The organism is Porphyromonas gulae (genome assembly GCF_000765945.1).
GTDB lineage: Bacteria > Bacteroidota > Bacteroidia > Bacteroidales > Porphyromonadaceae > Porphyromonas > Porphyromonas gulae.
In genome coordinates, this window is sequence record NZ_JRAT01000030.1 from 1 (window position 1) to 25562 (window position 25562).

A 25562-nucleotide genomic window follows, 5' to 3' on the forward strand; every position below is an offset into this window, starting at 1 on the left:
AATAAAATCACGGTTAAAAGGAAAGAGTCCGGTGCAATACCGAACTCTTTCTATAACCGGATAATGTTTAACCTGTCCAACTTTTTGGGTGCACTTCATTTTGGGGGGTGCTTGTTTTTAGAGCTTCCTCCGGTCTCTTTTCCTCATCGGAACGGATGGCCGGAAAAGATGCTTACAATCCGAAGATCAGAATGAAAAGATAGACGGCCGGGAATACGAAGAAAGCACTGTCCAGCCGGTCCAGTATGCCTCCATGTCCGGGAATGATATGACCGGAATCCTTCACTCCTGCATTGCGTTTGAGGTTGGACTCATACAGATCCCCCCAAGTGGCCATGGCCGTTACCAGCAGGGCAAAGAGAGCCAGCTCAGCCGGATGCTTGTCCGAACCGGAATAGTGACCGGCCAATAATGCTCCGGCTATGGTGAATAGCAATCCTCCGATGAAGCCCTCCCAGGTCTTCTTGGGGGAAATAGCCTTAAAGAGGGTATGCCTGCCGAAAAGCGAACCGGCGATGAATGCTCCCGTATCGTTCAGCCATATCAGGACAAAAACGAAGAGGAAGTAGTGAGGACTGATGTCGGCTGATTGTCCGACGGCCAGCTCCCTCCCGATACTTTCGGGAACGAGCAGGAGACTCCCCAAACCAAGCGTAGCCGCTATATACAGATGCCCCATGAAAGTGCGGCTATTATCCGATCCGGCCTTATGACGATCCGAATACAGACTGCGCACCATGGTGTAGAGGACATAGAAGATATACGGGATAAATATCGTGACATCCATTCGGTCACTGCCATATAGGAAGATGGCCGCAAAGAGGAAGGCACCGAAGAGTCCGTCCATGAATGCCCGAAGGGGACGTGTGCGATTCAGATTGACCAGCGAGGCGAACTCCCGCAGTCCCAACACGATGAAAACGGCAAAAACCGCTATGAACAAAGCCGGTTCCCTTAGTACAACGGGAAGGATGATCAGGGCCATATAGACCAGACCGCTGAGGCTGCGAATCAAAACTGCTTTCATAATGTAAGCTCGATAGTCTCTTTATATTTTATTCGGAATGCTCTTCCGTCTTCTCTTCTCCCTCGACGGGAATGGACGTTTCGGCATCCACTGTTGTTTCTTCTGTGGCGGTAGCCGGTGCATTCAGCCCCAGCAACTCTTCTGTACGCGAAGCCCATGGGCGTTTGCCAAATATCCGCTCTACGTCATCGGCCAGAATCACTTCGCGCTTGAGTAGCAGATCTGCCAGTTCGTGGTGTCCGGCTTCATGCTCGCGAAGAATACTCTTGGCGCGTTCGTATTGTTCGGATATTATTCTGTTTACTTCGGCATCGATAACCTCGGCCGTAGTATCGCTGTACGGCTTTGTCAGATTCCAGCCGTCATTCTGCATTTCGTAGTAGTTGATGTTGGGCAGCTTGTCGCTCATGCCATAATAGGTAACCATAGCATAAGCCAACTTCGTAACGCGCTCCAAGTCATTGGCAGCACCGGTGGATACACGTCCGAGGAAGAGATCTTCGGCAGCACGTCCACCCAAAAGGGCACAAAGCTGATCCTGCAGGGCCTCCGTTGTTGTGATCTGACGTTCCTCCGGCAGGTACCAGGCCGCACCGAGTGCCTTGCCACGCGGTACGATGGTGACCTTGACGAGAGGATTGGCATAGCGTAGCATCCAACTGATGGTAGCGTGTCCCGCTTCGTGAATGGCGATACTGCGACGCTCCTCCTCCGTGGTGATTTTGTTCTTTTTCTCCAATCCGCCTACGATCCGATCCACGGCATTCATGAAGTCTTCCTTGTCGACGAAGTTTTTGTTGCTTCGAGCAGCGATCAATGCCGCTTCGTTACAAACGTTGGCGATGTCTGCTCCGGAGAAGCCGGGCGTTTGGCGCGACAGGAATTCCACGTCCACGCTTTTGTCGGTCTTCAATGGCTTGAGGTGCACGAGGAAGATCTCCTTGCGGTCGTTCAGGTCGGGAAGATCCACATAGATCTGGCGGTCGAAACGTCCGGCACGCAGCAGAGCACTATCCAACACATCGGCACGGTTGGTAGCAGCCAGAATGATCACACCACTATTGGATCCGAAGCCATCCATTTCGGTAAGCAACTGGTTGAGTGTATTCTCACGCTCATCATTGCCGGAGAAGTTGTTGCCCTTGCCACGAGCACGTCCTACGGCGTCGATCTCGTCGATGAAGATGATACACGGGGCTTTTTCCTTGGCTTGTCTGAAGAGGTCGCGAACACGGGAGGCTCCTACACCGACAAACATCTCTACGAAGTCCGAACCGGACAAAGAGAAGAAAGGAACGTGTGCCTCTCCGGCCACAGCCTTGGCCAATAGGGTCTTACCCGTTCCCGGAGGGCCTACGAGCAAAGCTCCTTTAGGGATCTTTCCTCCCAGTTCGGTGTATTTGGACGGATTCTTGAGGAAGTGAACGATCTCTTCCACCTCCTGCTTGGCTTCATGCAGACCTGCTACATCGCTGAATGTGACGTGGATATTGGTCTTATCATAGAGCTTGGCTTTGGATTTGCCTACGTTGAAGACACCGCCGCCACCGCCACTTCCTCCACCGCCACCACTCATTCGGCGCATCATCCAAAACCAGAAAACGAGCAAAAGGATGAGTGGGCCCCATGCAATGAGGATAGAAGTGAAGCTGAACTTACTGTCTTCATACTTCACCTTAGCCGTAATTTGGTTTTGGTCGTAGAAGTCGGAGAATTTGTCTACCGATGGTATCTGTGTGTTGATATAGTAGTCTGAGATATTTCCTCTGTCCTGAAAGGGCGGGATGTCGCCTTTCTTGAATACCGAATCGACCTTGGCCGGATCGACCCTCGCCTTGAGGGTGTTCTCTTTCCTATTGACTACGATGTCCGTAAAGGCTTGCTTTTTGGCGATATTCTGAAACTCATTCCAGCTGAGTTCTTTCTGAGATGTAATATCCCGATCGACAAAGAAGAGGGTGGCCAATATCAGAAACACAGGGGCATAGAGCCATATCGGGTTGAAACGCATCGGTTTGCCGGGTTTCTTGTTATTCCCATTGTTCGCCATATTGTTTGAGCAGTTTTATTTTCTACTTAGTAAGGATGCAGGAGCATTTGTTCGATACTCGTTGAAATCCTGAACCATAACTTTGCAAAAGAACAGCCGACCCGCTCTTTTGGTTTATGTTTCTTCCGCCGGATATACGGTTATTCCGAATACCGCACTGTGTTTTTGTTATAGGGAAAGATAAGGAATGAGCTTGATTCGAAAGAATGGGTTCAGACATTGAAGCGGAAATGCATGATGTCGCCATCCTGCACAACGTATTCTTTCCCTTCGACGCTCATCTTGCCGGCTTCCTTCACAGCTTGCTCGCTGCCAAGGCTGACAAAGTCATTGTACTTGATAACCTCGGCACGGATAAATCCTTTTTCAAAATCGGTGTGGATGATACCGGCACACTGAGGAGCTTTGCTCCCGCGGAGGAATGTCCAAGCCCTGACCTCATCGCTCCCGGCCGTAAAGTAGGTTTGGAGATTCAGCAAGTGATAAGCGGCTTTGATCAGACGGCTCACGCCGGATTCTTTCAGACCGATCTCTTCGAGAAACATTTGTCGCTCTTCGTATGTCTCCAGCTCGGCGATCTCGCTCTCTATCTTGGCAGCTACGACGAGGATTTCGGCATCTTCGTCCTTGACTGCTTCGCGCACGGCCTCCACGTACTTGTTGCCACTGAGAGCAGATGCTTCGTCCACATTGCAAACGTACATGACCGGTTTGGCCGTCAGGAGAAAGAGTTCGCGTGCTATTTGCTGTTCGTCTTTGGTGTCGAAATTGACGCTGCGAGCATTCCTGCCTTCGTCAAGAGCTTCTTTGAATTTGGAAAGGACCTGATAAGCCAACTTGGCTTGTTTGTCTCCTCCGGTCTGTGCCTGTTTCTGCACTTTCTGTATGCGGCTTTCTATCGTCTCAAGATCCTTGAGCTGTAGCTCGGTTTCGATGATTTCCTTGTCGCGTACAGGATCTACGGATCCGTCCACGTGTGTGATATTGTCATCATCGAAGCATCGAAGTACGTGGAGTATCGCATCCGTTTCTCGGATATTGGCCAGGAATTTATTCCCCAACCCTTCGCCCTTGCTGGCACCTTTGACAAGTCCGGCAATATCCACAATCTCTACCGTGGTCGGGATCAGCCGTTGGGGTTTGCACAGATCGGCCAGGACATTCAGTCGCTCATCAGGCACTGTGATCACGCCGACATTCGGATCAATGGTACAGAAGGGGAAATTGGCAGACTGCGCCTTCGCATTGGACAAGCAATTAAAAAGAGTCGATTTCCCCACATTGGGCAGGCCGACGATACCGCATTGCAAACTCATATTGTCGTTTTTCGTTTTTGATTCAAGGGGAAGTCACGAGAAAAGACTATTCGACCGAGAAATCCCATTATTCTTGTCCGCAAAGATAGCGAATCTTGTCCACCTGAGGCTTGGACAAAAGGACGTGCAATTTCCTCCAAACCTGCACTCACCTACTATCGCCAGCCTGTCCGCGTAAGTTCTATAATATACAATGCTGCCCCCCTTCACCACTTCTGCTCTGAGGCTATCGCTAATAGTCTGTCAAACAAAAAAGAAAAGAGACCGTACCATAATGGCTATGGTGCAGTCTCTTCTCTTTCGTGAATCGCCTGGGGTTCGAACCCAGGACCCCATCCTTAAAAGGGATGTGCTCTACCTGCTGAGCTAGCGATTCAGCCTTAGAAGCATTTCTTCGTTCGAAATGCGGTGCAAATGTATGTAATTATTTTATATCATCCAATATTTTGTCCGTTTTTCTCGTTTTGCAGATTCCACCTAATAAGAGCAAATCTTCCATTTGAATCATAGAAACGTTTCATTGTGTATCTTTGGTGCGTTGGAAGGTATGTATAAAAACATACTTTTGAACGAGAGAGTGTGTTACATTGTAGAACAAAACTCAAAAAAGAACGAAAAAATGAAGAAAATGATTTTGGCAGCTACTGTGCTGCTCGCGACAATCGGTTTTGCAAGTGCTCAGAGTCGTCCTGCACTCAGACTGGATGCTAACTTTGTCGGTAGTAACTTAATGCAAAAAGCCGCAAACACGAGCGTAGACAACAAGATGATGGTAGGCTTACGTGTTGGTGCCGCTGCTGAGTTTGCTCTTAGCAATGATGGATTCTACCTCGCCCCCGGATTGGTCTATACGATGAGAGGTGCTAAGGCGGAACTAAGTGAAACGACAACCCGCTTGCATTATCTGCAAATACCGGTGAATGCCGGTATGAGATTTAGCTTTGCTGACAACATGGCTATTTCATTGGAAGCAGGCCCCTATTTCGCATATGGTGTCGCCGGAAAAGTCAAGGCTAAAGTTGTAGACGTTACAGTTTCTGTAGATGCCTTTGGCGATAATGGGTATAACCGTTTTGACTTGGGCTTGGGGCTGTCTGCAGCCTTGAGCTACGACCGTTATTACGTACAAATTGGATATGAGCATGGATTGCTCAATATGCTGAAGGATGCTCCGGATAAGACCTCGTTGCGTAATCATGACTTCTTTGTAGGTCTTGGTGTCCGCTTCTAAATAAGTCGGCAATATAAATGCCCCCAAAGTTGTGAAGTGCACCCCAAAAGTTTTATGTCTAACTTTTGGGGTGCACTTCACAACTTTGGGGGCATTCTTTTTGGCAGAGGCACAGTCTTTCCTCTATTCGGCCGAAAGATGTGCCCTGCTGTGTACTTTGTCGCTTACACTTTCATGTAGCCGTAAACAGCGCAAGGACCTAACTCCTCTTCGATGCGGAGCAGTTGGTTGTACTTAGCCATACGGTCGGTACGGCTGAGCGAACCGGTCTTGATCTGTCCCGAGTTGGTTGCTACAGCAATGTCTGCGATCGTGGTGTCTTCCGTCTCTCCGGAGCGGTGCGATGTAACGCTGGTAAAGCCGTGTCGGTGTGCCATCTCGATAGCATTCAACGTCTCAGTGAGCGTACCGATCTGGTTTACCTTGATAAGGATGGAGTTGCCACACTTCTCCGCAATACCACGGCGTAGGAACTCCACATTGGTAACGAAGAGGTCGTCGCCGACAAGCTGAACCTTATCACCCAAGGCAGCCGTGAGCTTCTTCCAGCCTTCCCAGTCGTTTTCGCTCATACCGTCTTCAATAGAGTCGATGGGGTACTTGCCAACCAATTCGGTCAGATAAGCTACCTGCTCATCGATAGAGCGTTTTTTACCCTTTTCACCTTCAAACTTGGTATAGTCGTAAACGCCATCCTTGAAGAACTCGGAAGATGCGCAGTCCATAGCGATGGTAATATCCTTACCGGGTGCGTATCCGGCAGCTTCCACAGCCTTGAGGATGGATTCGATAGCATCCTCCGTTCCATTCAGGGCAGGAGCAAAACCGCCTTCGTCTCCAACAGCAGTACTAAGGCCGCGATCGTGCAATACCTTCTTCAGTGCATGGAAAACTTCGGCACCCATACGCAAACCCTCACGGAAAGATGATGCACCCACGGGGCGGATCATGAACTCCTGAAATGCGATAGGAGCATCAGAGTGAGAACCTCCGTTGATAATATTCATCATAGGCACAGGCAGCACATAGGTATTCGAACCACCGATATATCGGTAGAGAGGGATATCCAAATAAGCTGCAGCAGCTTTGGCTACGGCCAACGACACCCCCAGCATAGCATTTGCGCCAAGGTTGCTTTTCGTTTTCGTACCATCCAGCTCGATGAGCTTGCGGTCAATAGCTGTTTGCTCCAATACTGACATTCCGCAGAGAGCGGGATCTATCACTTCATTTACGTTCTTAACAGCCTTGAGAACACCTTTGCCACAGTAGCGACCTTTGTCCTGGTCGCGAAGCTCGATAGCTTCGTTTTCACCGGTGGAGGCTCCGCTGGGTACTGCAGCGCGTCCTATTATGCCACAGGCCAGGTGCACATCTACCTCGACTGTCGGATTACCTCTGGAATCGAGGATCTCCCTGCCAATAATCTTTACAATTTCCATTTCTTCTCGTTATTACTAAGGATTAATTATACGTCTTTTTCTTAGCCGTACAAAAATACACCTTTTTCCCACTAAAAGCCTAATAATCTTTTCGTTTGCTGCGATACCGCAAAGAGAACTTTGCAACCGAACAAAAAGGAAAAGAATAAAAAAAGAAAAGCCTGCCAATAATCAGTGGCAGGCCTTAATTCGGGAGAGTTCCTTTTCTATCAATCCTCAAAGATAGCGGCAGCACGCAAGCGAGCCTTTTCGCGAATGGCCGGAGTGATATGGCGACTCAAAATCCTCAGCACAATGGACGTGACAGCAAGGTCGTCCGTAAAACCGATAAATGGCATGGCAAAATCAGGAATGAGGTCGATCGGTAAGAGAAAGTAGCCCAGAGCTCCTGCAAGAAGCAACTTCTCTTTCATTGTCATCTCCCTGGCCTGCAACATATAATAAAGCGTCAGCACTTGTGTGGTGCCAAACCGGCCGATAAGTCGGCAACACTTTAGCACCTTACTCACCAGTGCATTTTCCTGATAGTAAGAGGCGTAGTAAGATATATCGGACAAGGTCGTCGGGAGCTTTTCCACAAAGCCTTTGCGAAAACCTTTCCGCTCTTTCCGTGGATCGTTTCTTTTCATATCATTGATACCATCTATTGTACTTAATACGCTGTTTATTAATGAATCTCACCTATTCGATTATCTTTGTCTCAGTGGCAGGAGGGAACGAATCTTCCAACCATTGGCTTCAACAACAAAGAAACAGCTTATTATGAATAGTGTGCAATTTCGCGAAAAACTTCTGAGTCTGCAAGACAACATGCGCAATTTTGCCTTGACTCTGACTGCCAATCTGGATGACGCAGAAGATTTGCTCCAAGATACAACACTCCGAGTCCTCAACAATGAAGACAAATTCGTTGACAACGTCAACTTCAAAGGGTGGGTGCTCACTGTCATGCGAAATATCTTCATCAACAACTACCACAAGCTGGTTCGTTCGCAAACAGTCATCGATCCGAATAGCGATCCGTACAATGTCCCCATACTCAATGAAGGAGGAGAGGATACGCCTGACGGCACCATGGCCATCAAGGAAATAACCGCTGCTATCGCATCGCTGAACGAAACGCTCAAGCAACCGTTCTCCATGTACGTGAGCGGATATAAATACAATGAAATATCCGAGACGCTTGGAATCCCTCTGGGTACGGTGAAGAGCCGTATATTCCTTGCCAGACAGGAACTACAGCAGCAACTCAAGGACATGAGATAACAGCCTGCCCCGGGAGGGGTACACAGCCTCCATCGACAGACAGTATCAAAAAAGGGTATTCGTTAAAGCCTCTGAAAGGCCGATAACGAATACCCTTTTTTGTTGCAACAGCTCGCTAAGGCGAGAAGTTCATAACTGAAAAAGAGACATAAGTCCGACTCTCTTGAAGTCAGACTTATATCTTACCCCACAAATGATTCGGGGGATGCTAAATAGCCGTTGGATTATTGAGCGGCCTGTTCAGTAGCAGCTTCTTCAGCCTTCATTGCAGCAGAATCGATCTGCATAGCAGCAGTATCAACTACAGGAGCTGCCTCTTCTACCAAAGTGGCAGAATCCATAGCCGTAGAGTCAGCAGCTTCTTCAGTCTTAGCCTGAGAGTTGCAAGAAGCGAATGATACAGCTGCGATTACAGCTGCAAAAGCAACAAATTTCTTCATTTCCTTTTGGGGTTAAAAGTGTAATTAATGTTCTATAACGGCGCAAATATACAGTTTCTTTCGGTACCAGCAAAAAAACGGACAAATGCTGTTTATTTCGTGTTGATTCCTACCTGATGACAGACGGCGCCACGGGATCAGGTATAAAGGAATCGTTTGATACTCCGCTTGGGCGTCTTTTCGAACTCTTCGTCATGACGAATAAAAGCCGTTATCTTCTCATATGCGGCTACTTGGGCATTCAATTCCACCCGGCTCTTTTCGATTTGCGTCCAAGCCTGCTCGAGAGAGAGACCTTTATGTTCTATCGCCTGTCTATCGGGAACGACAAGCGCGACCAGGCGTCCGTCTCGCTCTGTGACGATGCTTTCAAGGACATAGGACAAATTGTTGATCTTCGATTCTATTTCCTCCGGATAGATGTTCTGTCCGTTTGATCCGAGGAGCATGGTCTTGGACCGGCCTTTGATAAAGATATTTCCTAAGCTATCTATGGTACCGAGATCTCCTGTACGCATCCACCCATCGGGAGTAAAAAGCTCGGCTGTCAGTTCGGTATTCTTATAGTAACCGAGACAAACATTCTCTCCGCGTACTTGGATCTCTCCCACATCACTATTGCCACTACCTTCTTGTTGCAAATGACCGATGCGCACCTCCATGATCGAGAGCGATTTGCCACAGCTACCGGGTAGCCACAGGCTGTGATCTTCGTAGCTGATCAGAGGCCCGCATTCCGTCATACCATAGCCCACTGTAAGCGGAAACCCGATCCGATGGAGGAAATGAGCCACTTCATCATTGAGAGCGGCTCCTCCCACAATGACTTGTCGGAAGTTGCCACCGAATGATTCGATCAGTTTGTTCCGAATTGATTTGTGGATCATCTGTTTCAAGAAAGGCAATGTCAGCAAAAACTTGATCAGCGGTTTCTTGATTTTCGGAGCTATCGCCTTGTGATACAGTTTCTCTATAATGAGCGGCACCACGATTATAAATGAAGGGCGCACATCAGCAAAAGCCTTGATAAGAGTAGCAGGCGAAGGAATTTTGCCCAAAATGTACACATGTACTCCGATAGTCAATGCTGTCAGGAAGTTGAACGCGCAGCTATACGTATGCGCCAAGGGAAGAAAACAAAGGATCGTCTCCCCTCGAAACATAATATCGCGATCCATCACATAGGTCACATTGCCGGCCAAATTATTGGCACGCAGCATGACACCTTTACTGAATCCCGTCGTTCCGGAAGTATAATTCAGCAGGATAAGCTCGTCATTCGAGATCTCTGCGTAGCGAATATCCCCTGCCACGAACCCCGAAGGATAGCGTTCGGAAAAGGAGCGATCCAATCCCTCCACCTCTTGAGAGAGGATGCCCCCTTCGGTACGATCCAAAAAGACGGTATAATCACGAATGGAAACAACTCCGCTCAATAGGGGAAGCTGAGCCGGATCCATCGTCTCCCATATTTTGTCCGAGACAAAAAGATACTTGGCGTCGGAATGAGTTACAATACTTGCGGCATCAATAGCATTGAAATCCGGCAAGATGGGAACGATGATCGCTCCATACGTGATGACAGACATAAAAACTATGCACCACTCGGCTGAGTCTTTGCCAAGGAGTGCCACCTTGTCGCCCTGCTTGATTCCAATACGCTCAAAGAGCAGATGTCTGCGAGCAATATCGGCAGCCATCTCGCCATATGTATAACTTTCCCCTGTATCGTAGTTGGTTAGTGCCGGAAGTGACCAATGCTCCCGAAAACTACTCTGATAAAGTCTGATGAAATTCTGTTCGACCATATATGCACAAAAACACATATCCTGTGCAAAAATACACAAAAAGCCATAAAACGAGCAAATGACACCCTGACGATAACGGGACGATCGAATCAAAAGGCGAGCTGCGTCTTCAAATAGCTTCTTCGGAAAACGGCCTTATGCGACGATCAGGTTCGGATCCGAATCTCTATTCGATGTATAAGCTAACGACATGAACCATACACCAGTCTTTCATAATGCAGGCTGGATCTAAGTGCAGAGAGGGTCTATGAGGGATTTCAAGATCCTTCCCGGCACCAAAATTTTCCTGTTTGCTACTCCCAGAAATGTGGCGCGTAACCTTTTCGATTGTGGCGCGAGAAGCAAAAAATTTACGCGCCGGAACGAAAAAATTCCGGCTCCACCTGCTTCAGAAGACACAGACCGCAATTACAGAATTTTTGGGACGTATTGCCAAGGTTACGATGGATCGAATTCACCTCTCCATAAAGAAAAAGGGTGTGCAGAAACATTACGTTCCGGCACACCCCTTGGTGTTTGTTCCTTAGGCCAAGGCCTATGAGAAACGATTCTTGCTGTTTTAGGCCTTACTTGCCAACAGTACTGTTCGTATGGACTGAGACCCTCCTTCGGATTAAGCTCCGACCATGCCGGGAACGCTACCGAAGATCAGGATAGACACGAGAAGTGCCAAGATAGCATAAAGCTCCGGGAACACAGCCATCACCATGGTAGCACCGAATACGTTGTGACCACCGCCGATAGCTTGGATACCATTGGCGCATACCTGTGCTTGACGAATAGCAGACATCAGACCTACTACACCCAATGCCAAACCGGCGAAGAAAATAGCCCAACCTGCAAGCAGCGTAAGAGCATTGGCTGCAACCAATTTGGTGATCAATCCGGAAGCCATAAAGAAGCCCACGAAGCCGTAGAGACCCTGTGAACTGGGAAGTGCGCTAAGACCGATGTAGAGACCCAATGAATCGGGGTTCTTCTTCATTGCGCCAACAGTAGTGTTACCGCAGATCGTTACGCCGATGGCACTTCCGATACCGGTCAATGCAACCATCAATGCAATACCGAGATAAGCTAACATTTGTTCCATAATACTTTTGTGTTGTTTAGTTGTTATGATTTTTTGAATTGTTCTTTTATGATTTAGGAGCGTTTGAACGGTGTGTATTGGTTGCCTCCTCCCTCAAATTCGCTGTTCTTATAGAACTCTACGAATGTCAAACGAATGGGGTGAACAAGGGAACTGATCATCGTAAGACCGAAGTTCAGGCCATGACCGATCAGCAAAATGATCAGCATCACGATGATCCGAGGTACAATACTCATCGAAGCAGTCATATCTGTAGCCAACGTATTGAATACGCCACCGAGGATAGAACCCGTGAGTCCGATCGCAAACAGTCGGATGTATGAGAGCGTATCGCCCAAAAGTCCTGATGCTGTGTTATAAGCCGTCCACAAGCCGCTACCGAAATTGACAAACGGATTCTTGCCCGGTGAGTTGTAGAAGAACGCGACCAAACCTCCGGCAACAGCAATGCCGAACATGACGTTGATCACCGCTTCCGGCACCTTCGGTGCTATCATAGGCAAAGTGAATGCCAATATCACCGCCGTGATAATGACTGCCCACGCGAACGTAGCCAAGCTATACTTCACTCCGCGTTGAATTTTGATCTTGATACCGGCCAAAACCTTGGCATAAATGATTTGTATCAGACCGATGACAACGGACAAAGTCATCAGATTGTCCTGATTCAGGAAGTACTTCTTGATGCTTGCCAACTGCGGTACTTCGGCTAATGCTATACCGAAGAACGAACCGGTGAGCAGACCGATTATCGTCGTAGCCCCTCCCAACCATTGGAAAAGAGTGAGTATCGGCTTCAAATCCTTGCCGGCCTTCCCCTTGAAGAGGGTAGAAGCGAGCAGAATAAGCAAGCCATAGCCTCCGTCGCCGAAGCAAAGCCCGAAGAAGAGCATAAAAAACGGCGCAAGGAATGGTGTGGGATCCAGCTCTCCGTAGTTAGGCAGAGAATACATCTTCGTGATAGGTTCGAAGAGCCGCGCGAAGAAATTGTTCTTCAGCTTGATGGGCACCTTGTCTCCTTCTTCTATCTGCATCTGCTCTACATAGTAGCCTTCTCCGGCCAATGCCTGCTCCATGGTCGAAGCGTCCGACACAGGCACCCAGCCTTCGAGCAGCATCAGCTTGTCGTCTGCTTGCCCTTCGGCTTGTACCATGGCACTGGTAAAGGCGAACTTATCCGACAAAAGTTTGTCATACGCAGTCAGCTCGGCCATTCGATTGTCTGCAAACGCGGTCTTGTCCTTCGCATTCGCCTCCAATTGGGCCTCCAGCTCCTCCTGCTGCTGACGGAGTGTGGCCAGATCATGATCAGGCAGTTTGATTCGCTCGGCATCGGGCTTGGCATCCTGATTGTGACCAATGGTGATAAAATGAACAGTGGAGCGTACGGTATTGATAGGCACAGCCCCGAACTTTTCCTCCCATTCCGTTTTGTATCCCGAAGAGGAAGAAGAGTAAAAGTTCACCTCGTAGCCCGCCTTCCGTAGTCTTTCGATGGAGGCGAAGTCAAACTGTCCCCAAACCTCCATATGCTCCACTTCCCGCTTCTTAGAGTGGATAGCACTTTTCAGACGAGTCTCTTCTGCGAAAAGAGCTTGAGCGTCCTGCATAGCCGCCTCACCGTCAGCTTGAGATCCAAGGCTCAGGGTTTGTTCGGCGGGAGCATTTTCGCTCTTGTACGAAGCGAGCATGCGCTTGGTCTGGGCAATCTCTTTACGTAGATTGAGGAGTTCCTGCAATTCCGCCACATCTTTTGTAGCCTTGGTTTCCCGAATGTGTACCACTCCGATCGTACGCAACTTCTCGAGGAAGGTTTCGTACTCACGGTGATAAATCAGGAAAAGGTATTTGTTCATTGCGGTAATCATGCCATCACCTCCTCTTCTTTATTACGTTTCTCCATATTGGCACGCATAATCTTCTGAGAGGATTTGGACAAACTCTCTTCATCCTCCAGATAGCGTTTGATCTTGCGTATGGCGTCTTTGTAGCCGGGGATCTGCACTTTCTCGAAAAGATTCACCTTCTGTGTAGTCTTCTTGCGTGCATATTCGAGGAACTCCAACTTCAGACCGAGGAACTCAGCCTCGATTCCGGTGTGGGCCAAGTTCTTCAGCAGGTCAATGCCTTCGGCAAACCATGACGGGGCATTGAACAAACTGAATGGCTTGATGGTGTAAGAAATATCGTCCAGTACGGGAACGACCACACCTGCCACCTTCTTCGCCGAGAGCTTGACACCCTCCACGCTGATCAGATCAGGCTTGAATTCGTTCCACAGGCTTACCATGCTTTGGTAGCCTACGATCTCTTCTTCCAGTTGGCGTTCCAATCGCTCCACCTCATCCTTCGTCCGCTTCACCTCCAGACGCAGTGCGCTCTCCTTGCTTTTGATCGTGGGCAAGGTACGCTCTCGCATCTTAAGCTGCTTTTCTTGCTGCTGGAGAGAGGTTTTGTTGTATTGAAACTTAATAGCCATTGTATCGCAAGCTTATTATTTCTTCCAGTAAGTGTCCACAAGCTGCTGCTTGATATTCACTTCGGTCGGTTTGAAGTGCTTAGAGAATAGCTCCCATGCCGTGTCGAGCATCTCTGTCGTATTCACGTTTACGTCTATGGCCAAGAGCTGACGAGAGTAGTCATTGGCGAATTCGAGCGCACGATTGTCGTAGTCCGTAAGGTCGAAACCATTCTCCATCTTGGTCTGAGCGTTGGCTGCATCGGAGAATAGACGAACGGCCGCGTTCATCACCTGAGGGTGGTCTTCGCGCGTCTTCTTGCCGATAACGAGCTGCTTCAAACGGGAGAGGCTTCGGAAGGGGTCTACGATGACCTTACCCACGTTGCTGTCGCGACGGAGATAGAGCTGACCCTCCGTGATATAACCGGTGTTGTCCGGCACAGCGTGCGTAATGTCTCCTCCGGAAAGAGTGGTCACGGCGATAATCGTGATAGAACCGCCATCGGGGAACTGTACTGCCTTTTCGTAGATTTTGGCCAAATCCGAATAGAGCGATCCGGGCATAGAGTCCTTAGAGGGGATCTGGTCCATACGGTTCGATACGATGGCCAAAGCATCCGCATAGTTGGTCATGTCCGTCAGCAGCACGAGCACTTTCTCATGCTTCTCAACGGCAAAGTATTCGGCAGCAGCCAAAGCCATGTCCGGCACGAGGATACGCTCCACAGAGGGGTCTTCCGTCGTATTGATAAAGCTCACGATACGATCGAGTGCTCCGGCATTGCTAAATGTATTCTTAAAGAACAAGTAGTCGTCGTTGGTCATACCCATTCCACCGAGGATAATCTTATCACTCTCGGCTCGGAGGGCTACCATGGCCATTACCTGATTGAACGGCTGGTCGGGGTCGGCGAAGAAAGGAATCTTCTGTCCCGTCACCAAAGTATTGTTCAGGTCGATACCGGCGATACCGGTAGCGATCAGCTCTGAAGGCTGCTTACGACGCACGGGATTAACGGACGGGCCGCCGATCTCCACTTCTTTTCCTTCCGGTTGGGGGCCTCCGTCGATAGGTTCGCCATAAGCGTTGAAGAAACGGCCGGCCAGCTGATCTCCCACTTTGAGCGTAGGAGCTTTGCCCATGAATATTACTTCGGCATCGGTGGGGATCCCCTCCGTACCGGCAAATACCTGCAGGGTTACATCTTCGCCCTGAATACGCACCACCTGAGCCAATCGGCCATCGATAGTGGCCAACTCTTCATTACCCACACCGGTGGCACGCAAAGAGCAGGTTGCCTTGGTGATATTGGTAATCTTCGTATATATTTTCTGAAAAGCTTGTTTTGACATAACTATCTAATTTATTTGATGCGTTCGGCCAGAATAGCGTCCAACTCTTTATTGTATTTGTCGAATTCGGCACTTTTGAACTGAGAGTAGTTCACCTGCTTGAAGGTATTGATCATTCGCTTGAAATAGTCCGAAACCTCGAGGAAGTCTTCGAAATCGAATTCCGTACGACAGATGTCCGTTATTCTGCTGAGCATCAGCTCCTGACGCTCGAGCGAGCTGTTGCAATCGACATCGTCGAAAGCGTCTTGCTGAAGGATCACAAAGTCGATCAACTCTGCTTTCCAGAAGACTACGTGATAGCTAACGGGTACACCATCATCACCGAGGATATTGATCTGCTCGGCAATTTCTTTACCCTGATGCAAGCGCATCTTCAGCTCATTCACCTTAGTAGTCCAGTCTGCACTGATGTGGTTCGATATATAGCTCTCGAATTCGGGATATTCGATGTACTTCGAGTAACTGTCGATGGGATTTACAGCCGGATAACGTTTGCGGTCGGCACGATTCTGCTCCAAAGCATAGAAGCAGCGAGCCACTTTCTTGGTGTTTTCCGTCACAGGCTCTTTGAGGTTACCACCGGCGGGAGATACCGTACCGATGAACGTTACCGAACCGGCCGAACCGTTGTTCAGGTAAACGTATCCTGCACGAGCATAGAAGTTGGCCACGATAGCCGACAAGTCCATCGGGAAAGCATCCGGTCCGGGGAGCTCTTCCAGACGGTTGGACATCTCACGCAGAGCCTGTGCCCAACGCGAAGTGGAGTCTGCCATCATCAGCACGCGAAGTCCCATGGAGCGATAGTACTCGGCTATCGTCATGGCCGTATATACGGATGCCTCACGCGAAGCCACAGGCATATTCGACGTATTGGCAATAATAATGGTACGCTCCATCAATTTGCGTCCCGTGTGAGGGTCGTTCAGGTGGGGGAATTCCGCAAAGATCTCCACGACCTCGTTTGCACGCTCACCACAGGCTGCAATGATCACGATATCGGCTTCCGCCTGCTTCGAGATAGCATGCTGGAGCACCGTCTTACCCGTACCGAAAGGACCGGGGATAAATCCCGTACCACCCTCTACGATGGGGTTGAAAGTGTCGATGATACGGATACCCGTTTCGAGCAGCTTGAAAGGACGCGGCTTCTCGCGATAGCAAGTGATGGCACGCTTCACCGGCCACTTCTGTACCATGGTTACATTGTGGTCTTTCCCGTCCTGATCCGTTACCACAGCGATCACGTCGTTCACTTTGTACGAACCGGCTTTGGCCAGACTCTTCACCTTGTAATTGCCTTCGAAAACGAAAGGCACCATGATCTTGTGCGGTTGGAAATTCTCCGTCACCTCTCCGAGCCATGAGCCTGCGATCACATTGTCACCTACATTGGACAGAGGCTTGAATTCCCACAGCTTGTCGTCATCGAGAGCGGGAGTATAGTCGCCTCGTTTGAGGAAGATCCCGTCCATCTTGTCCAAGTCGTGTTGCAAACCGTCGTAGTTCTTCGAGAGCATACCGGGGCCGAGCGTTACCTCAAGCATACTGCCGGTAAACTCTGCCTCATCTCCTACGTGCATACCGCGGGTACTTTCGAAAACCTGCACATAAGCATTCTTGCCGATCACCTTGATCACCTCGCTCATCAGCTTGGTGCCATTGACATCGATGTAGCAAATTTCATTTTGGGAAACCGGCCCATCGACCTCCACGGTCACGAGGTTGGACACAATCCCCTTAACAACTCCTTTTGTAGCCATTATCTTGATTTATTTCTTTTGATTTCTTCTGAACTCGTCCAATGACTCTGCGCTCTCGTGTTTGAGTGTCTTGACGATGCGGCGGAAAGTCTCCTCTCCCGTCTTTTCGTCCAACTTCACCCAACGCTCGATGATCGCCAGTTCCAAATAATAGCAGAGCAAACGCTCTATGGTGAATACACGGTTGAATACCGACTCTTCGAGCCACTCCCAACGAATCACATCGAGCAGACGTTCACGTTTGGTAATGTCCGTCTCCTCACCGACAGAAAAGAGTGTGGACAGATAAGGCAGTTCTTCGCCCAAGTCGAAGTCACGAGCCCGTGACGTACGCAATTTGTCTTCTATTTCGCCGGTACCGACAATATAATTGATCGGATTCCAGCCCAGCTTCCGACACGTGATCGCAGCCAAGATGTTCTTGATATGCAGATTCAGGGCAAACCATTCTTCGAGGAAGTCGTTGCCGCATTTCATGGCATATTCATAATAGTACATGGCCAGACGATCTTCGTCGGAGATCGGCAGGCGTGCTTTGCCTTCTTCGGTATCCGACAGGGACATCTGTCCCTCTTCGCTCTCTTCTTCCTCGCGGAACATTTCGGTCAGCTTTTCGGACAAGAATGTCCGGAAATGCTCCGGCAACGAATCCATACGGGGCATGACACGTTTCTCCCGATAGGCTGCTATGATACCATCCAGCGTATCATAAGAGAAGAGAGTCGGCCGGGATTCGTCGGCCTTGGCTTTCTCGCTGTCTTCCAGATAGCGCAGCAGGAACCGATTCTCCTGCTCCCAAAGCAGGAGGTCGAAGAGCTTGTTATCCGTACGACTCAGGATAGGCCTTAGCTCCTGAAGGAACTGCAGGGAAGTAAACGGCAATTTCCGATCTTCCACAGTGATGTTGGGCAGACCGGCTACAGTGGCGTAATATTTGGCCATGACTTAGAAAAGCATTTCTACCAGCCTGGGGCGCAAGAAACTCTTGAAGAGATTGATGAACTCTTCCTCGCCGAATTGGATCTTGTAAGAGCCATCCTGAGGTTGGATGGTGTAGGCCACCGGTTGATTGTTCACCTCTTTGACCGTCACCTTATTGTTGAGCAATTCTTTGGCGTTGCTCTCGAAATAGGATTGAAGGGCAGCGGCGTTTTGCGTGGAAATAATGATGTTTTCGCCCGATGCCCAATTCTTGGCCATATCGAGCATCATCTGCTGCATAAATTCGGGGTTGGTCGATGCCGCTTTCACATTAGCCGACACGATCTCGCCGGTAATCTGATCCACAATGGTACTCTTGAGCGACTCCAGCATCTGACCGGCATAAAGCTTCAGTTCGGATTCCGTATTCTGCTGAAATTCAGTTGCCTTCTTCTTTGCATCGCTTACAATGCGCTCGGCCTCAGCCTTGGCATTATTGATCGTCTCTGCGCTTTTGGCCTCAGCCTCAGCGATAATTTTCGCGGCCTGTTCGTTGCCTTTTTCGACACCTTCGCGATAAATTTTGTCAGTTAGTTCCTGGATTTTAGAGTCCATTGTTCTTGATTCTTTATTATGGTAGTATTTGATTCCGAATTAAGCGTCTGCAAAGATAGTACAAATCCGTAAATCACAATCAGTTTCACGCTTTTGCGCTTCTGTGGCATGAGCCTTTTGCAAGGCCTCCCGATATAGCCAAGCAGCAAGGTGCAAGCATCGGTCAAAAGGAGAGGCAATTTGTCGTTTAGCAATTATAAATCCGTATTCGATATAGTACCGAGTTTCGGCCTTTCGGACAGGGGCTATCCTCCGATATGAAGCCATAGAGTTTCGATGTCGGTCCACCGGATCAATATCCGCAAAGCTGTTGCTTTGTGTTTACGAGCCAGAAACGCTCCGATTGTGGTGCCTAAATCCTGAAAAAACGGCGTGAGAATTTTTTCGTTTTGGCGCGAGATTTTTTTACTCCCCGAACCAAAAGCAAAAAATTCTCGCGCCACGTTTTCAGGAGCAACAAACGCAAAAATTTTGGCACGTAAACAGGCCCAACAGAGATGATGTATTCCGGACTTTTTTAATGGCTATTTGTAATAGAGTATTGTATTCCCCATAATCATAGTTCCTGAGTCATTGCCACAAAGAGGGACACTTAAAATCCGGTCGTAAGCTCCATATTCACTCATTATTTGTACGTAAACGTCTTTTTCCAAACTTTAATATTTATATTTATCCCGAAAAATTACCCAATAGAGATCGGGGCAATTGTCGATCCATCTTAAGTCATACAATCCAATAATCATTATTGAAATGAAAAAAACGACTATTATTTCTTTGATTGCCTTCGGAGCTTTCTTTGCAGCCACGGGCCAAACCAAGGACAATTCTTCTTACAAACCTTTTTCGAAAGAAGATATTGCCGGAGGTGTTCGCACTCTCCCGACCCCAAAACGTGTACAGAAAGACAACGCCGAGTGGCTTCTTACAGCGACCGTCTCCACAGATCAGTCTGCGGATACCCACTTTATCTTCGATGAGAACAACCGCTATATCGCTCGTGACATAAAAGCCAAAGGGGTAAGAAAATCCACGGACTCCATTTACTACGATGCCAACGGCCGAATATCGCATGTGGATCTTTATATCTCGTTCGGTGGTGGAGAGCCTGCACTCGACACCCGATTCAAGTATACCTATGACGCCGAGGGAAAGATGAGCGTAAGGGAAGTATTCATGCTGGTAATGGATCCGAATACACCTATCTCACGCTTGGAATATCATTATGATGCACAGGGCAGACTGACCCACTGGATTTCTTTTGCTTTCGGGGCAGAGTCCCAAAAGAATACGTATCACTATAATGAAAAAGGTCTGTTGGTCAGCGAAGTGCTGAGCAATGCAATGGGGACAGCCTATTCAGATGCCGGCAAAACGGAATACAGCTATGACGATGCAGATAATATGGTAAAGGCCGAGTACTTCGTCGTCCAACAAGGAAAGGCATGGCAGGTACTCAAAAGAGAGGAATACACCTATGAGGACAATATCTGCATACAATATTTGGCTATTAACGGTACCGACACGAAGGTGTACAAGCGAGACATCGAGAGCGACAAGTCCATCTCCGCAAATGTCATTGCCATTCCGTCAATGCCGGAACAGACCTGGCCTAATATGTACGGATTCAATGCAATGCGGCTGAAAGAGACTTATTCCTCTTACGAAGGGGATGTGGCTACTCCTGTGTTCGACTATATCTATACGTACAAGGCTCTCACCTCGATGGCAACACCTTCGACAGAAGCTCAGGTGGCAGTCTATCCCAATCCGACAACGGACCGGTTAGTGATTCTGGCCAATGGCATCACGCATCTGAGCATGTACGACTTGCAGGGTAAGCTTGTCCGTGAGTGTGCCGTGAGTGGCGACAAGGTGGAAATGGGTGTCGCATCTTTGACCCAAGGGACATACCTGCTTAAAGTGAATACGGATCAGGGAGCCTTTGTGAGGAAAGTCGTGATTCGATGATGTAGCACCTAATCGAAATTCGCTCAAAGGAGCTGTATGACAAGGATCACCCTTGCGTAAAGCTCCTTTTGCTATAAGGGGTCAAGTCGTCTCGGTATTGCTCTTCGGCATGGCCATAAGCTTTTGCCGGTATTGGGAGGGAGAGCAGTTCATGTAGCGTTTGAAAGTGCGAGAGAAGTAAGCCGGATCCGAAAAGCCTGCCTCAATGCTGATGTCGGAGATGTTTTTGCTCTCATCGGCAAGAAGCTTGCAGGCCAATTTTATCTTGATCTGCTGGATATAGCCGATGGCGGAGCAACCTACGACACTCGTGAGCTTTCTGTTGAGCTGGGATGGACTCATGCACATTTTTTCGGCCAAGTCCTGAGCGGAAAAGTCTGGATTCTGTTTGACCCCACCGGACACTGCATCCTTGGCAGCAAGGAGGAACTGCATGCTGCTGTCGTCTATCGGTTGAGGTTCCTCCTCCTCCGGCTTCCGATCCAGCATGAGTTTTTGCATATAGAACTTCTTGAGCGACTCACGGTCTTTCAGAAGCTGCTCGATCTGCACCAGAAGTTCCTCCGGAGAGAATGGCTTGCACAGATAAGAGGCTACACCGCTTTTGATTCCCTCCAATCTGTCCTGCTCGGTACTCTTGGCCGTCAAAGCGACAATGGGAATATGGCAGAGCAGAGGCGATTGTTTCATCCGGATCGTCATTTCTATCCCATCCATCATCGGCATCATAATGTCCGTAATGATGATGTCGGGAATATGCTCGGTAGCGAGGGCTATACCCTCTTTTCCGTTTGCGGCAGATAGCACATTGAAGCGATCGCAAAGGAGGAGTTTGACGAGCAGGTTGATATCCTTATTGTCCTCGACGAGCAGTATGGTCGGACGTTCGTCCTCGAAGCGATGATTCGGAGCCGCTGCCACCTGAGATGTCGCCGAGTCATCGGACTCGACGTGGACAGGCATGACAATGTCATCGGAGGAGTGTAGCCAAGGAAGAATCTCTGCCGAAGAGGACTGGTTCTGTGTAGGGATACTGATGGTGAAGGCACTTCCTTTCCCGGGCTGGCTTTCTACTTTGATCGTACCACGAAGGTTTTCGACCAGTATATTGGTAAACGAGAGTCCGACACCCGATCCATGCTTTTCGGTAGCAGACTGTCCTCGATAGAAGATGTCGAAGATATGAGCCTGATCGGTTTTATCTATTCCTATACCGTTGTCTGCAACGCGTATGATCAGATTTTTCTCATTCTTGGTTTTTGCCAGAGATATGACCACTCTCCCTCCGGCAAAAGAATACTTGATGGCATTGGACAAAAGATTGGATATGATCTTTTGCAAGTAGGAGGGGATGAAGTCCACGACAATAGGTTTGCTCTCAGCTTGCAGTTCCAAAGTTATGTCCTGAGCTTGTGCGTATGGAGTAAATGAATCGATGAGAATCTGTACGAAGGAGACGATGTCGCCATTGCGCCATTCGGGTGTGGATATTCCGCTTCTGATCTTGCAAATATCCAACAGCTGATTCACCAAATTCAGCATATGGCTACTTTGTCTGTCTATTATCTTGTGCAGTTCGGCTCTGTCCGATGCTTGGAGATCAGGACTCGACCTCATTTTCTCATTCAAGCCTTGTATGACGGTGATCGGCGTACGAAATTCGTGTGTAATGCCGGTGAAAAAGCTGGAGCGAAGCTTATCCGTCTCTTTGATCAGTTTGTTGTGCTTCTTACCCTGACGGTATGCATATGTCAGAACAGAAATCAAAAGAATCGAGATGAAAAGGGCAAAAAGAGTACTCAAGAGGATAAACTTAGATTTCTCTTGTTTTGCCTTGCTTACCTGTTGTATTTCTTCAAGCTCTTTTTGGGACTTGTTGCGTTCGTAGTTGAATCGCGTCTCTTGTATGCTGCTGACCTTGTGCGCAATGGACATACTGTCGCTCAACGTCTTGCTAAGACGGAATGATTCGAGGGCTTGTTTGTATTCCTTTTTACGCTTAAGGTTCTCGTATTGGAGGTTGTATATTTCTATCAGATGCGAAGTCGAATTAATTTCTTTCGCAGTCTCTTCGGCCAAAGAAATGAAATGCTGGTAGAGCTTTTCGTTCCCCTGTTTAAGATTGATACGTGCCATCGGGATACAGGAGTTCAACCAATGCCATCGATCGGACAACTGCTCCATCAGTTTGTACGCCGTAGCATACTCTTGTAAAGCCTTTTGATAATCCCCTTTTTCTTCGTCTACTTCTCCGAGATTGATACTACAGAGTCCGATACCCATCAGATTCTCCGCCATATTGTTCTGCTCCAGAGACAGAAGGAAGTAGGTACGTGCTTTGTCGTATTCTTTGCGTTGTCGATAGATACGTCCGAGGTTCGCATAGTTGATAGCTTGCCCGAGAGAACTCTCGAGTTCTTTCTCTCCTCGCAGTGCTTCCAGGAAATTCTTTTCGGCTTCATCATGGTATCCTAACTCAAGATTGATATTGCCAATGCCGTTCAGGGCTGCCGATCTGGCTTTGATAGCAGTCTTATTCTGGTTCCCGCTAAAAGATTCTATCAGGGAGAGAGCCTTGTAATGATAGTCCGAAGCTTCAGCGAAAGCACCGATACGACGACTATCCGTTCCAAGGTGGTTCCATGCCTGTACGGCTACGATGGTATCCCTTAGAGCCAATGCAGCGTTCAACCCTTTTTGGTGATATAGCATTGCTTCTGTGTATTGGGATATATTGCGCATCCGTTTGCCGACCTCGATCGCGAATAGCATTTGTCCCACGAGATTCTTGTCCTGTACGCTGTTCTCATAAAGCTCTTTGACAGAGTCAGCGGAGAGTTCTTTTTCGTACAGCAATGCTGCGATACGCTTTTTCTCTCGGGCGATTTCAGTTACAGAGTGTTTTTCTTTTTTACCACATCCGACAAAAATCGACAATATGAGTAATAATGGGAAAAGTTTCTTCATCTGGCTCTCTATGTGCAAGTCAATTCCGGTAATTCCGGTGTAAAACTAATCAAACACGGATAATCTAACACATAAATATGGTTCGTAAAACAATATTGTGAGGAGAGTGAAGCTCCATTTGAATTATTTCTTATATTTGCGGAGTCGGTGCCGGTAAAAAGATGAATATGTTTTTTCTTCGCTTTCGGCACAAAGACAAACTAAGAAAAGACAGAGAATAGAAGTAGCAGAAGTCCATGGCTTCTACCACTTCGTCCAACAAGTATAACTTAATAAAACAAACGAAAAATGAAAAAAGCATTACTCATTGGTGCTGCTCTTTTGGGCGCAGTTAGTTTTGCCGGTGCTCAGTCATTGAGCGCAATCAAAGTACAGAACAATTCTGTACAACAACCTCGTGAAGAAGCCACTATCCAAGTTTGTGGAGATTTGGGTGAGCAAGTTTCTTCTATTGGAACAAATGGCCCTGCACTCATGGCTGCAGCAGCTAAATTTGACAGTGATGATCTCGAAAACTATGTTGGCTGGGAAATCAAAAGTGTTGATTTCTTCCCCGGATACGAAGATTGCAAGTACACTTCTGCTGTATGGGCTGATGACATGACTGTTTTGGGCGAATCACAAGAAAACGCTCCGACAATGGGGCAGATCAACAATCTTGCTCTTAAGGCAGGTGTAAAGATTGAAGCCGGTAAGACATACACGATCGGTTACATTGCCAACACTAATGGAGGATATCCTCTCGGATGCGACCCGGGTCCTGCAATTGACGGTTATGGAGATTTGATTTCTCTCTCAGAAGACGGAGAAACTTTACCACCGTTCGCATCTCTTCATCAAGAAGTTCCTTCCTTAAATTACAACTTCTATATCGTTGTTCATTTGAGCAAGGGTGAAGGTGTTGAGGCTGTTCTCACCAACGACAAGGCTAATGCTTATGTTCAGAATGGCGTTATCTATGTAGCGGGAGCTAATGGTCGTCAAGTATCTCTGTTCGACATGAACGGTAAGGTTGTTTACACCGGCGTTAGCGAAACGATTGCAGCTCCTCAGAAGGGTATGTATATTCTCCGTGTAGGTACTAAGAGCATCAAGCTGGCTATCTAATTTGAGTACCCTTATATCTGATAGGCATGACCCTTTTCAGGTATAACTATCGTAAAAACACAGCGAATCGAAATTCGCTGTGTTTTTCTTTTTTATTCGTGACGCCTTCAAGTGGGATAAACACCTAATCAGCCATAAAAAGCGAGAAAGAAAATAGACCAGAAGCTGATTCCGAAGCGGAGTACGCTTTATTTTTCCAGTCCTGCAGCAACGGAGTCAAAGCCGACTTAGTTTTCTGTATGGGTAGGCTCAATGGTGTTTTGGCTAATGCATAGTACAACTTACCTGGTCGTCCCTTAAAAACGCCCTTTAAGCCAGATGCAATTATCAAATGGTTTCTCACTTATTATTTTGATCATGAGCCAAAGAGCTTTCATGGCTCTTTTGAAATTATAGGCAGCTGCAGCCAGTAGGATGTTGATAGCATCCCCTATCAATCCCTTGTAAAAGTTGCAGACTAAACGATGATCTGATTTCAAATGTCCAATGGTTGGTTCAATGCCTGCTCGCTTGCAGAATAATTTTATTGCTGTCCGCTAAACTTTTGAGATGATACTCAATAGATCTTGCAATCCTAGTAAATAAGTTGGATTTCGTCAGATTTCGTTTTAGTAAGCCCCCCAACCAAAAAGATTTGTGAAGTGCACCCAAAAAGTTGGACAGGTTAAACATTATCCGGTTATAGAAAGAGTTCGGTATTGCACCGGACTCTTTCCTTTTAACCGTGATTTTAT

At 48.0% G+C, this 25562-nt stretch carries 21 protein-coding genes, 1 tRNA gene and 1 pseudogene; 5 read left to right on the top strand and 18 right to left on the bottom strand.

Translation table 11 applies throughout. The annotated features are described in order from the left end of the window. Positions 1 to 172: 172 nt before the first annotated feature. The 4 genes from HQ49_RS09880 to HQ49_RS09895 form a co-directional block, all read right to left on the bottom strand. Positions 173 to 1027, bottom strand: coding sequence for a phosphatidate cytidylyltransferase (locus HQ49_RS09880; RefSeq protein ID WP_039419725.1), 855 nt, complete (start codon positions 1025 to 1027; stop codon positions 173 to 175). A 28-nt stretch (positions 1028 to 1055) separates the two neighbouring features. Beyond that, a complete protein-coding gene (gene ftsH, locus HQ49_RS09885) occupies positions 1056 to 3077 on the bottom strand; it encodes an ATP-dependent zinc metalloprotease FtsH (RefSeq protein WP_039419726.1) in 2022 nt (673 codons plus the stop codon). A 212-nt stretch (positions 3078 to 3289) separates the two neighbouring features. Further along, complete coding sequence (gene ychF / locus HQ49_RS09890) at positions 3290 to 4393, bottom strand: redox-regulated ATPase YchF (RefSeq protein ID WP_039419727.1); 1104 nt, start codon at positions 4391 to 4393, stop codon at positions 3290 to 3292. Positions 4394 to 4696: 303 nt separating this feature from the next. Continuing rightward, positions 4697 to 4769: transfer RNA gene (locus HQ49_RS09895), tRNA-Lys, on the bottom strand. A gap of 243 nt (positions 4770 to 5012) precedes the next feature. On the opposite strand from HQ49_RS09895, the gene HQ49_RS09900 reads away from it, so the two are divergent. Further along, positions 5013 to 5624 (top strand): porin family protein, encoded by a 612-nt coding sequence (locus tag HQ49_RS09900; protein WP_026292315.1) that lies wholly within the window; start codon positions 5013 to 5015, stop codon positions 5622 to 5624. A 164-nt stretch (positions 5625 to 5788) separates the two neighbouring features. On the opposite strand, the gene eno is transcribed toward HQ49_RS09900, so the two are convergent. Beyond that, entirely contained in the window at positions 5789 to 7066 is a 1278-nt protein-coding gene (gene eno / locus HQ49_RS09905; RefSeq protein ID WP_039419728.1) for a phosphopyruvate hydratase, read from the bottom strand. A 209-nt stretch (positions 7067 to 7275) separates the two neighbouring features. Then, positions 7276 to 7695 carry a YkvA family protein gene (locus HQ49_RS09910; protein WP_052073483.1) on the bottom strand — a complete coding sequence of 140 codons (420 nt, stop codon included), beginning with the start codon at positions 7693 to 7695 and terminating at the stop codon, positions 7276 to 7278. A gap of 133 nt (positions 7696 to 7828) precedes the next feature. Here HQ49_RS09910 and HQ49_RS09915 point away from each other — a divergent pair, with 133 nt between their 5' ends. Beyond that, complete coding sequence (locus HQ49_RS09915; RefSeq protein ID WP_018965740.1) at positions 7829 to 8332, top strand: RNA polymerase sigma factor; 504 nt, start codon at positions 7829 to 7831, stop codon at positions 8330 to 8332. Positions 8333 to 8556: 224 nt separating this feature from the next. On the opposite strand, the gene HQ49_RS09920 is transcribed toward HQ49_RS09915, so the two are convergent. From HQ49_RS09920 to HQ49_RS12365, 10 genes are all read right to left on the bottom strand, one after another. Beyond that, positions 8557 to 8772 (bottom strand): PG1828 family lipoprotein, encoded by a 216-nt coding sequence (locus HQ49_RS09920; RefSeq protein WP_018965741.1) that lies wholly within the window; start codon positions 8770 to 8772, stop codon positions 8557 to 8559. A 137-nt stretch (positions 8773 to 8909) separates the two neighbouring features. Continuing rightward, positions 8910 to 10580: an AMP-binding protein gene (locus HQ49_RS09925; RefSeq protein ID WP_039419736.1), complete on the bottom strand. Its 1671-nt coding sequence runs from the start codon at positions 10578 to 10580 to the stop codon at positions 8910 to 8912. Positions 10581 to 11193: 613 nt separating this feature from the next. Then, positions 11194 to 11670, bottom strand: a complete 477-nt coding sequence (locus tag HQ49_RS09935) for an ATP synthase subunit C (protein ID WP_004583476.1) — start codon at positions 11668 to 11670, stop codon at positions 11194 to 11196. Positions 11671 to 11723: 53 nt separating this feature from the next. After that, positions 11724 to 13538, bottom strand: coding sequence for a V-type ATP synthase subunit I (locus tag HQ49_RS09940; RefSeq protein WP_039419730.1), 1815 nt, complete (start codon positions 13536 to 13538; stop codon positions 11724 to 11726). Beyond that, positions 13535 to 14149: a V-type ATP synthase subunit D gene (locus HQ49_RS09945; RefSeq protein WP_018965746.1), complete on the bottom strand. Its 615-nt coding sequence runs from the start codon at positions 14147 to 14149 to the stop codon at positions 13535 to 13537. Before HQ49_RS09945 ends, HQ49_RS09940 begins: the two co-directional genes overlap by 4 nt. A gap of 15 nt (positions 14150 to 14164) precedes the next feature. Further along, positions 14165 to 15484, bottom strand: coding sequence for a V-type ATP synthase subunit B (locus HQ49_RS09950; RefSeq protein ID WP_039419731.1), 1320 nt, complete (start codon positions 15482 to 15484; stop codon positions 14165 to 14167). Between the two features lie 11 nt (positions 15485 to 15495). Then, positions 15496 to 17250 (bottom strand): V-type ATP synthase subunit A, encoded by a 1755-nt coding sequence (locus HQ49_RS09955; protein ID WP_018965748.1) that lies wholly within the window; start codon positions 17248 to 17250, stop codon positions 15496 to 15498. A gap of 9 nt (positions 17251 to 17259) precedes the next feature. Continuing rightward, complete coding sequence (locus HQ49_RS09960) at positions 17260 to 18192, bottom strand: DUF2764 domain-containing protein (RefSeq protein ID WP_039419732.1); 933 nt, start codon at positions 18190 to 18192, stop codon at positions 17260 to 17262. Between the two features lie 3 nt (positions 18193 to 18195). After that, the gene (locus HQ49_RS09965) at positions 18196 to 18786 is read right to left on the bottom strand and encodes a hypothetical protein (RefSeq protein WP_018965750.1); all 591 of its coding nucleotides are present in this window, start codon (positions 18784 to 18786) and stop codon (positions 18196 to 18198) included. A 352-nt stretch (positions 18787 to 19138) separates the two neighbouring features. After that, positions 19139 to 19207, bottom strand: a complete 69-nt coding sequence (locus HQ49_RS12365) for a DUF1661 domain-containing protein (protein WP_230587268.1) — start codon at positions 19205 to 19207, stop codon at positions 19139 to 19141. Between HQ49_RS12365 and HQ49_RS12370 the strand changes: the two genes are divergently transcribed. Together HQ49_RS12370 and HQ49_RS09970 are read left to right on the top strand one after the other, a co-directional pair. Then, positions 19176 to 19268, top strand: a complete 93-nt coding sequence (locus tag HQ49_RS12370) for a DUF1661 domain-containing protein (RefSeq protein WP_230587254.1) — start codon at positions 19176 to 19178, stop codon at positions 19266 to 19268. The two genes, HQ49_RS12365 and HQ49_RS12370, sit on opposite strands and share 32 nt — an antisense overlap. Before the next feature lie 268 nt (positions 19269 to 19536). Continuing rightward, on the top strand, positions 19537 to 20754 hold the full coding sequence (locus tag HQ49_RS09970) for a T9SS type A sorting domain-containing protein (protein ID WP_039419733.1): 1218 nt from the start codon (positions 19537 to 19539) through the stop codon (positions 20752 to 20754). A gap of 81 nt (positions 20755 to 20835) precedes the next feature. Here HQ49_RS09970 and HQ49_RS09975 read toward each other — a convergent pair whose 3' ends face one another. Continuing rightward, entirely contained in the window at positions 20836 to 23721 is a 2886-nt protein-coding gene (locus tag HQ49_RS09975; RefSeq protein ID WP_039419737.1) for a hybrid sensor histidine kinase/response regulator transcription factor, read from the bottom strand. Positions 23722 to 24009: 288 nt separating this feature from the next. Between HQ49_RS09975 and HQ49_RS09980 the strand changes: the two genes are divergently transcribed. Continuing rightward, positions 24010 to 24828 carry a T9SS type A sorting domain-containing protein gene (locus HQ49_RS09980; protein WP_039419734.1) on the top strand — a complete coding sequence of 273 codons (819 nt, stop codon included), beginning with the start codon at positions 24010 to 24012 and terminating at the stop codon, positions 24826 to 24828. A 296-nt stretch (positions 24829 to 25124) separates the two neighbouring features. Here HQ49_RS09980 and HQ49_RS09985 read toward each other — a convergent pair. Then, positions 25125 to 25352: pseudogene (locus tag HQ49_RS09985) on the bottom strand (IS5/IS1182 family transposase); the annotation flags it as partial. Between the last annotated feature and the right edge of the window lie 210 nt (positions 25353 to 25562).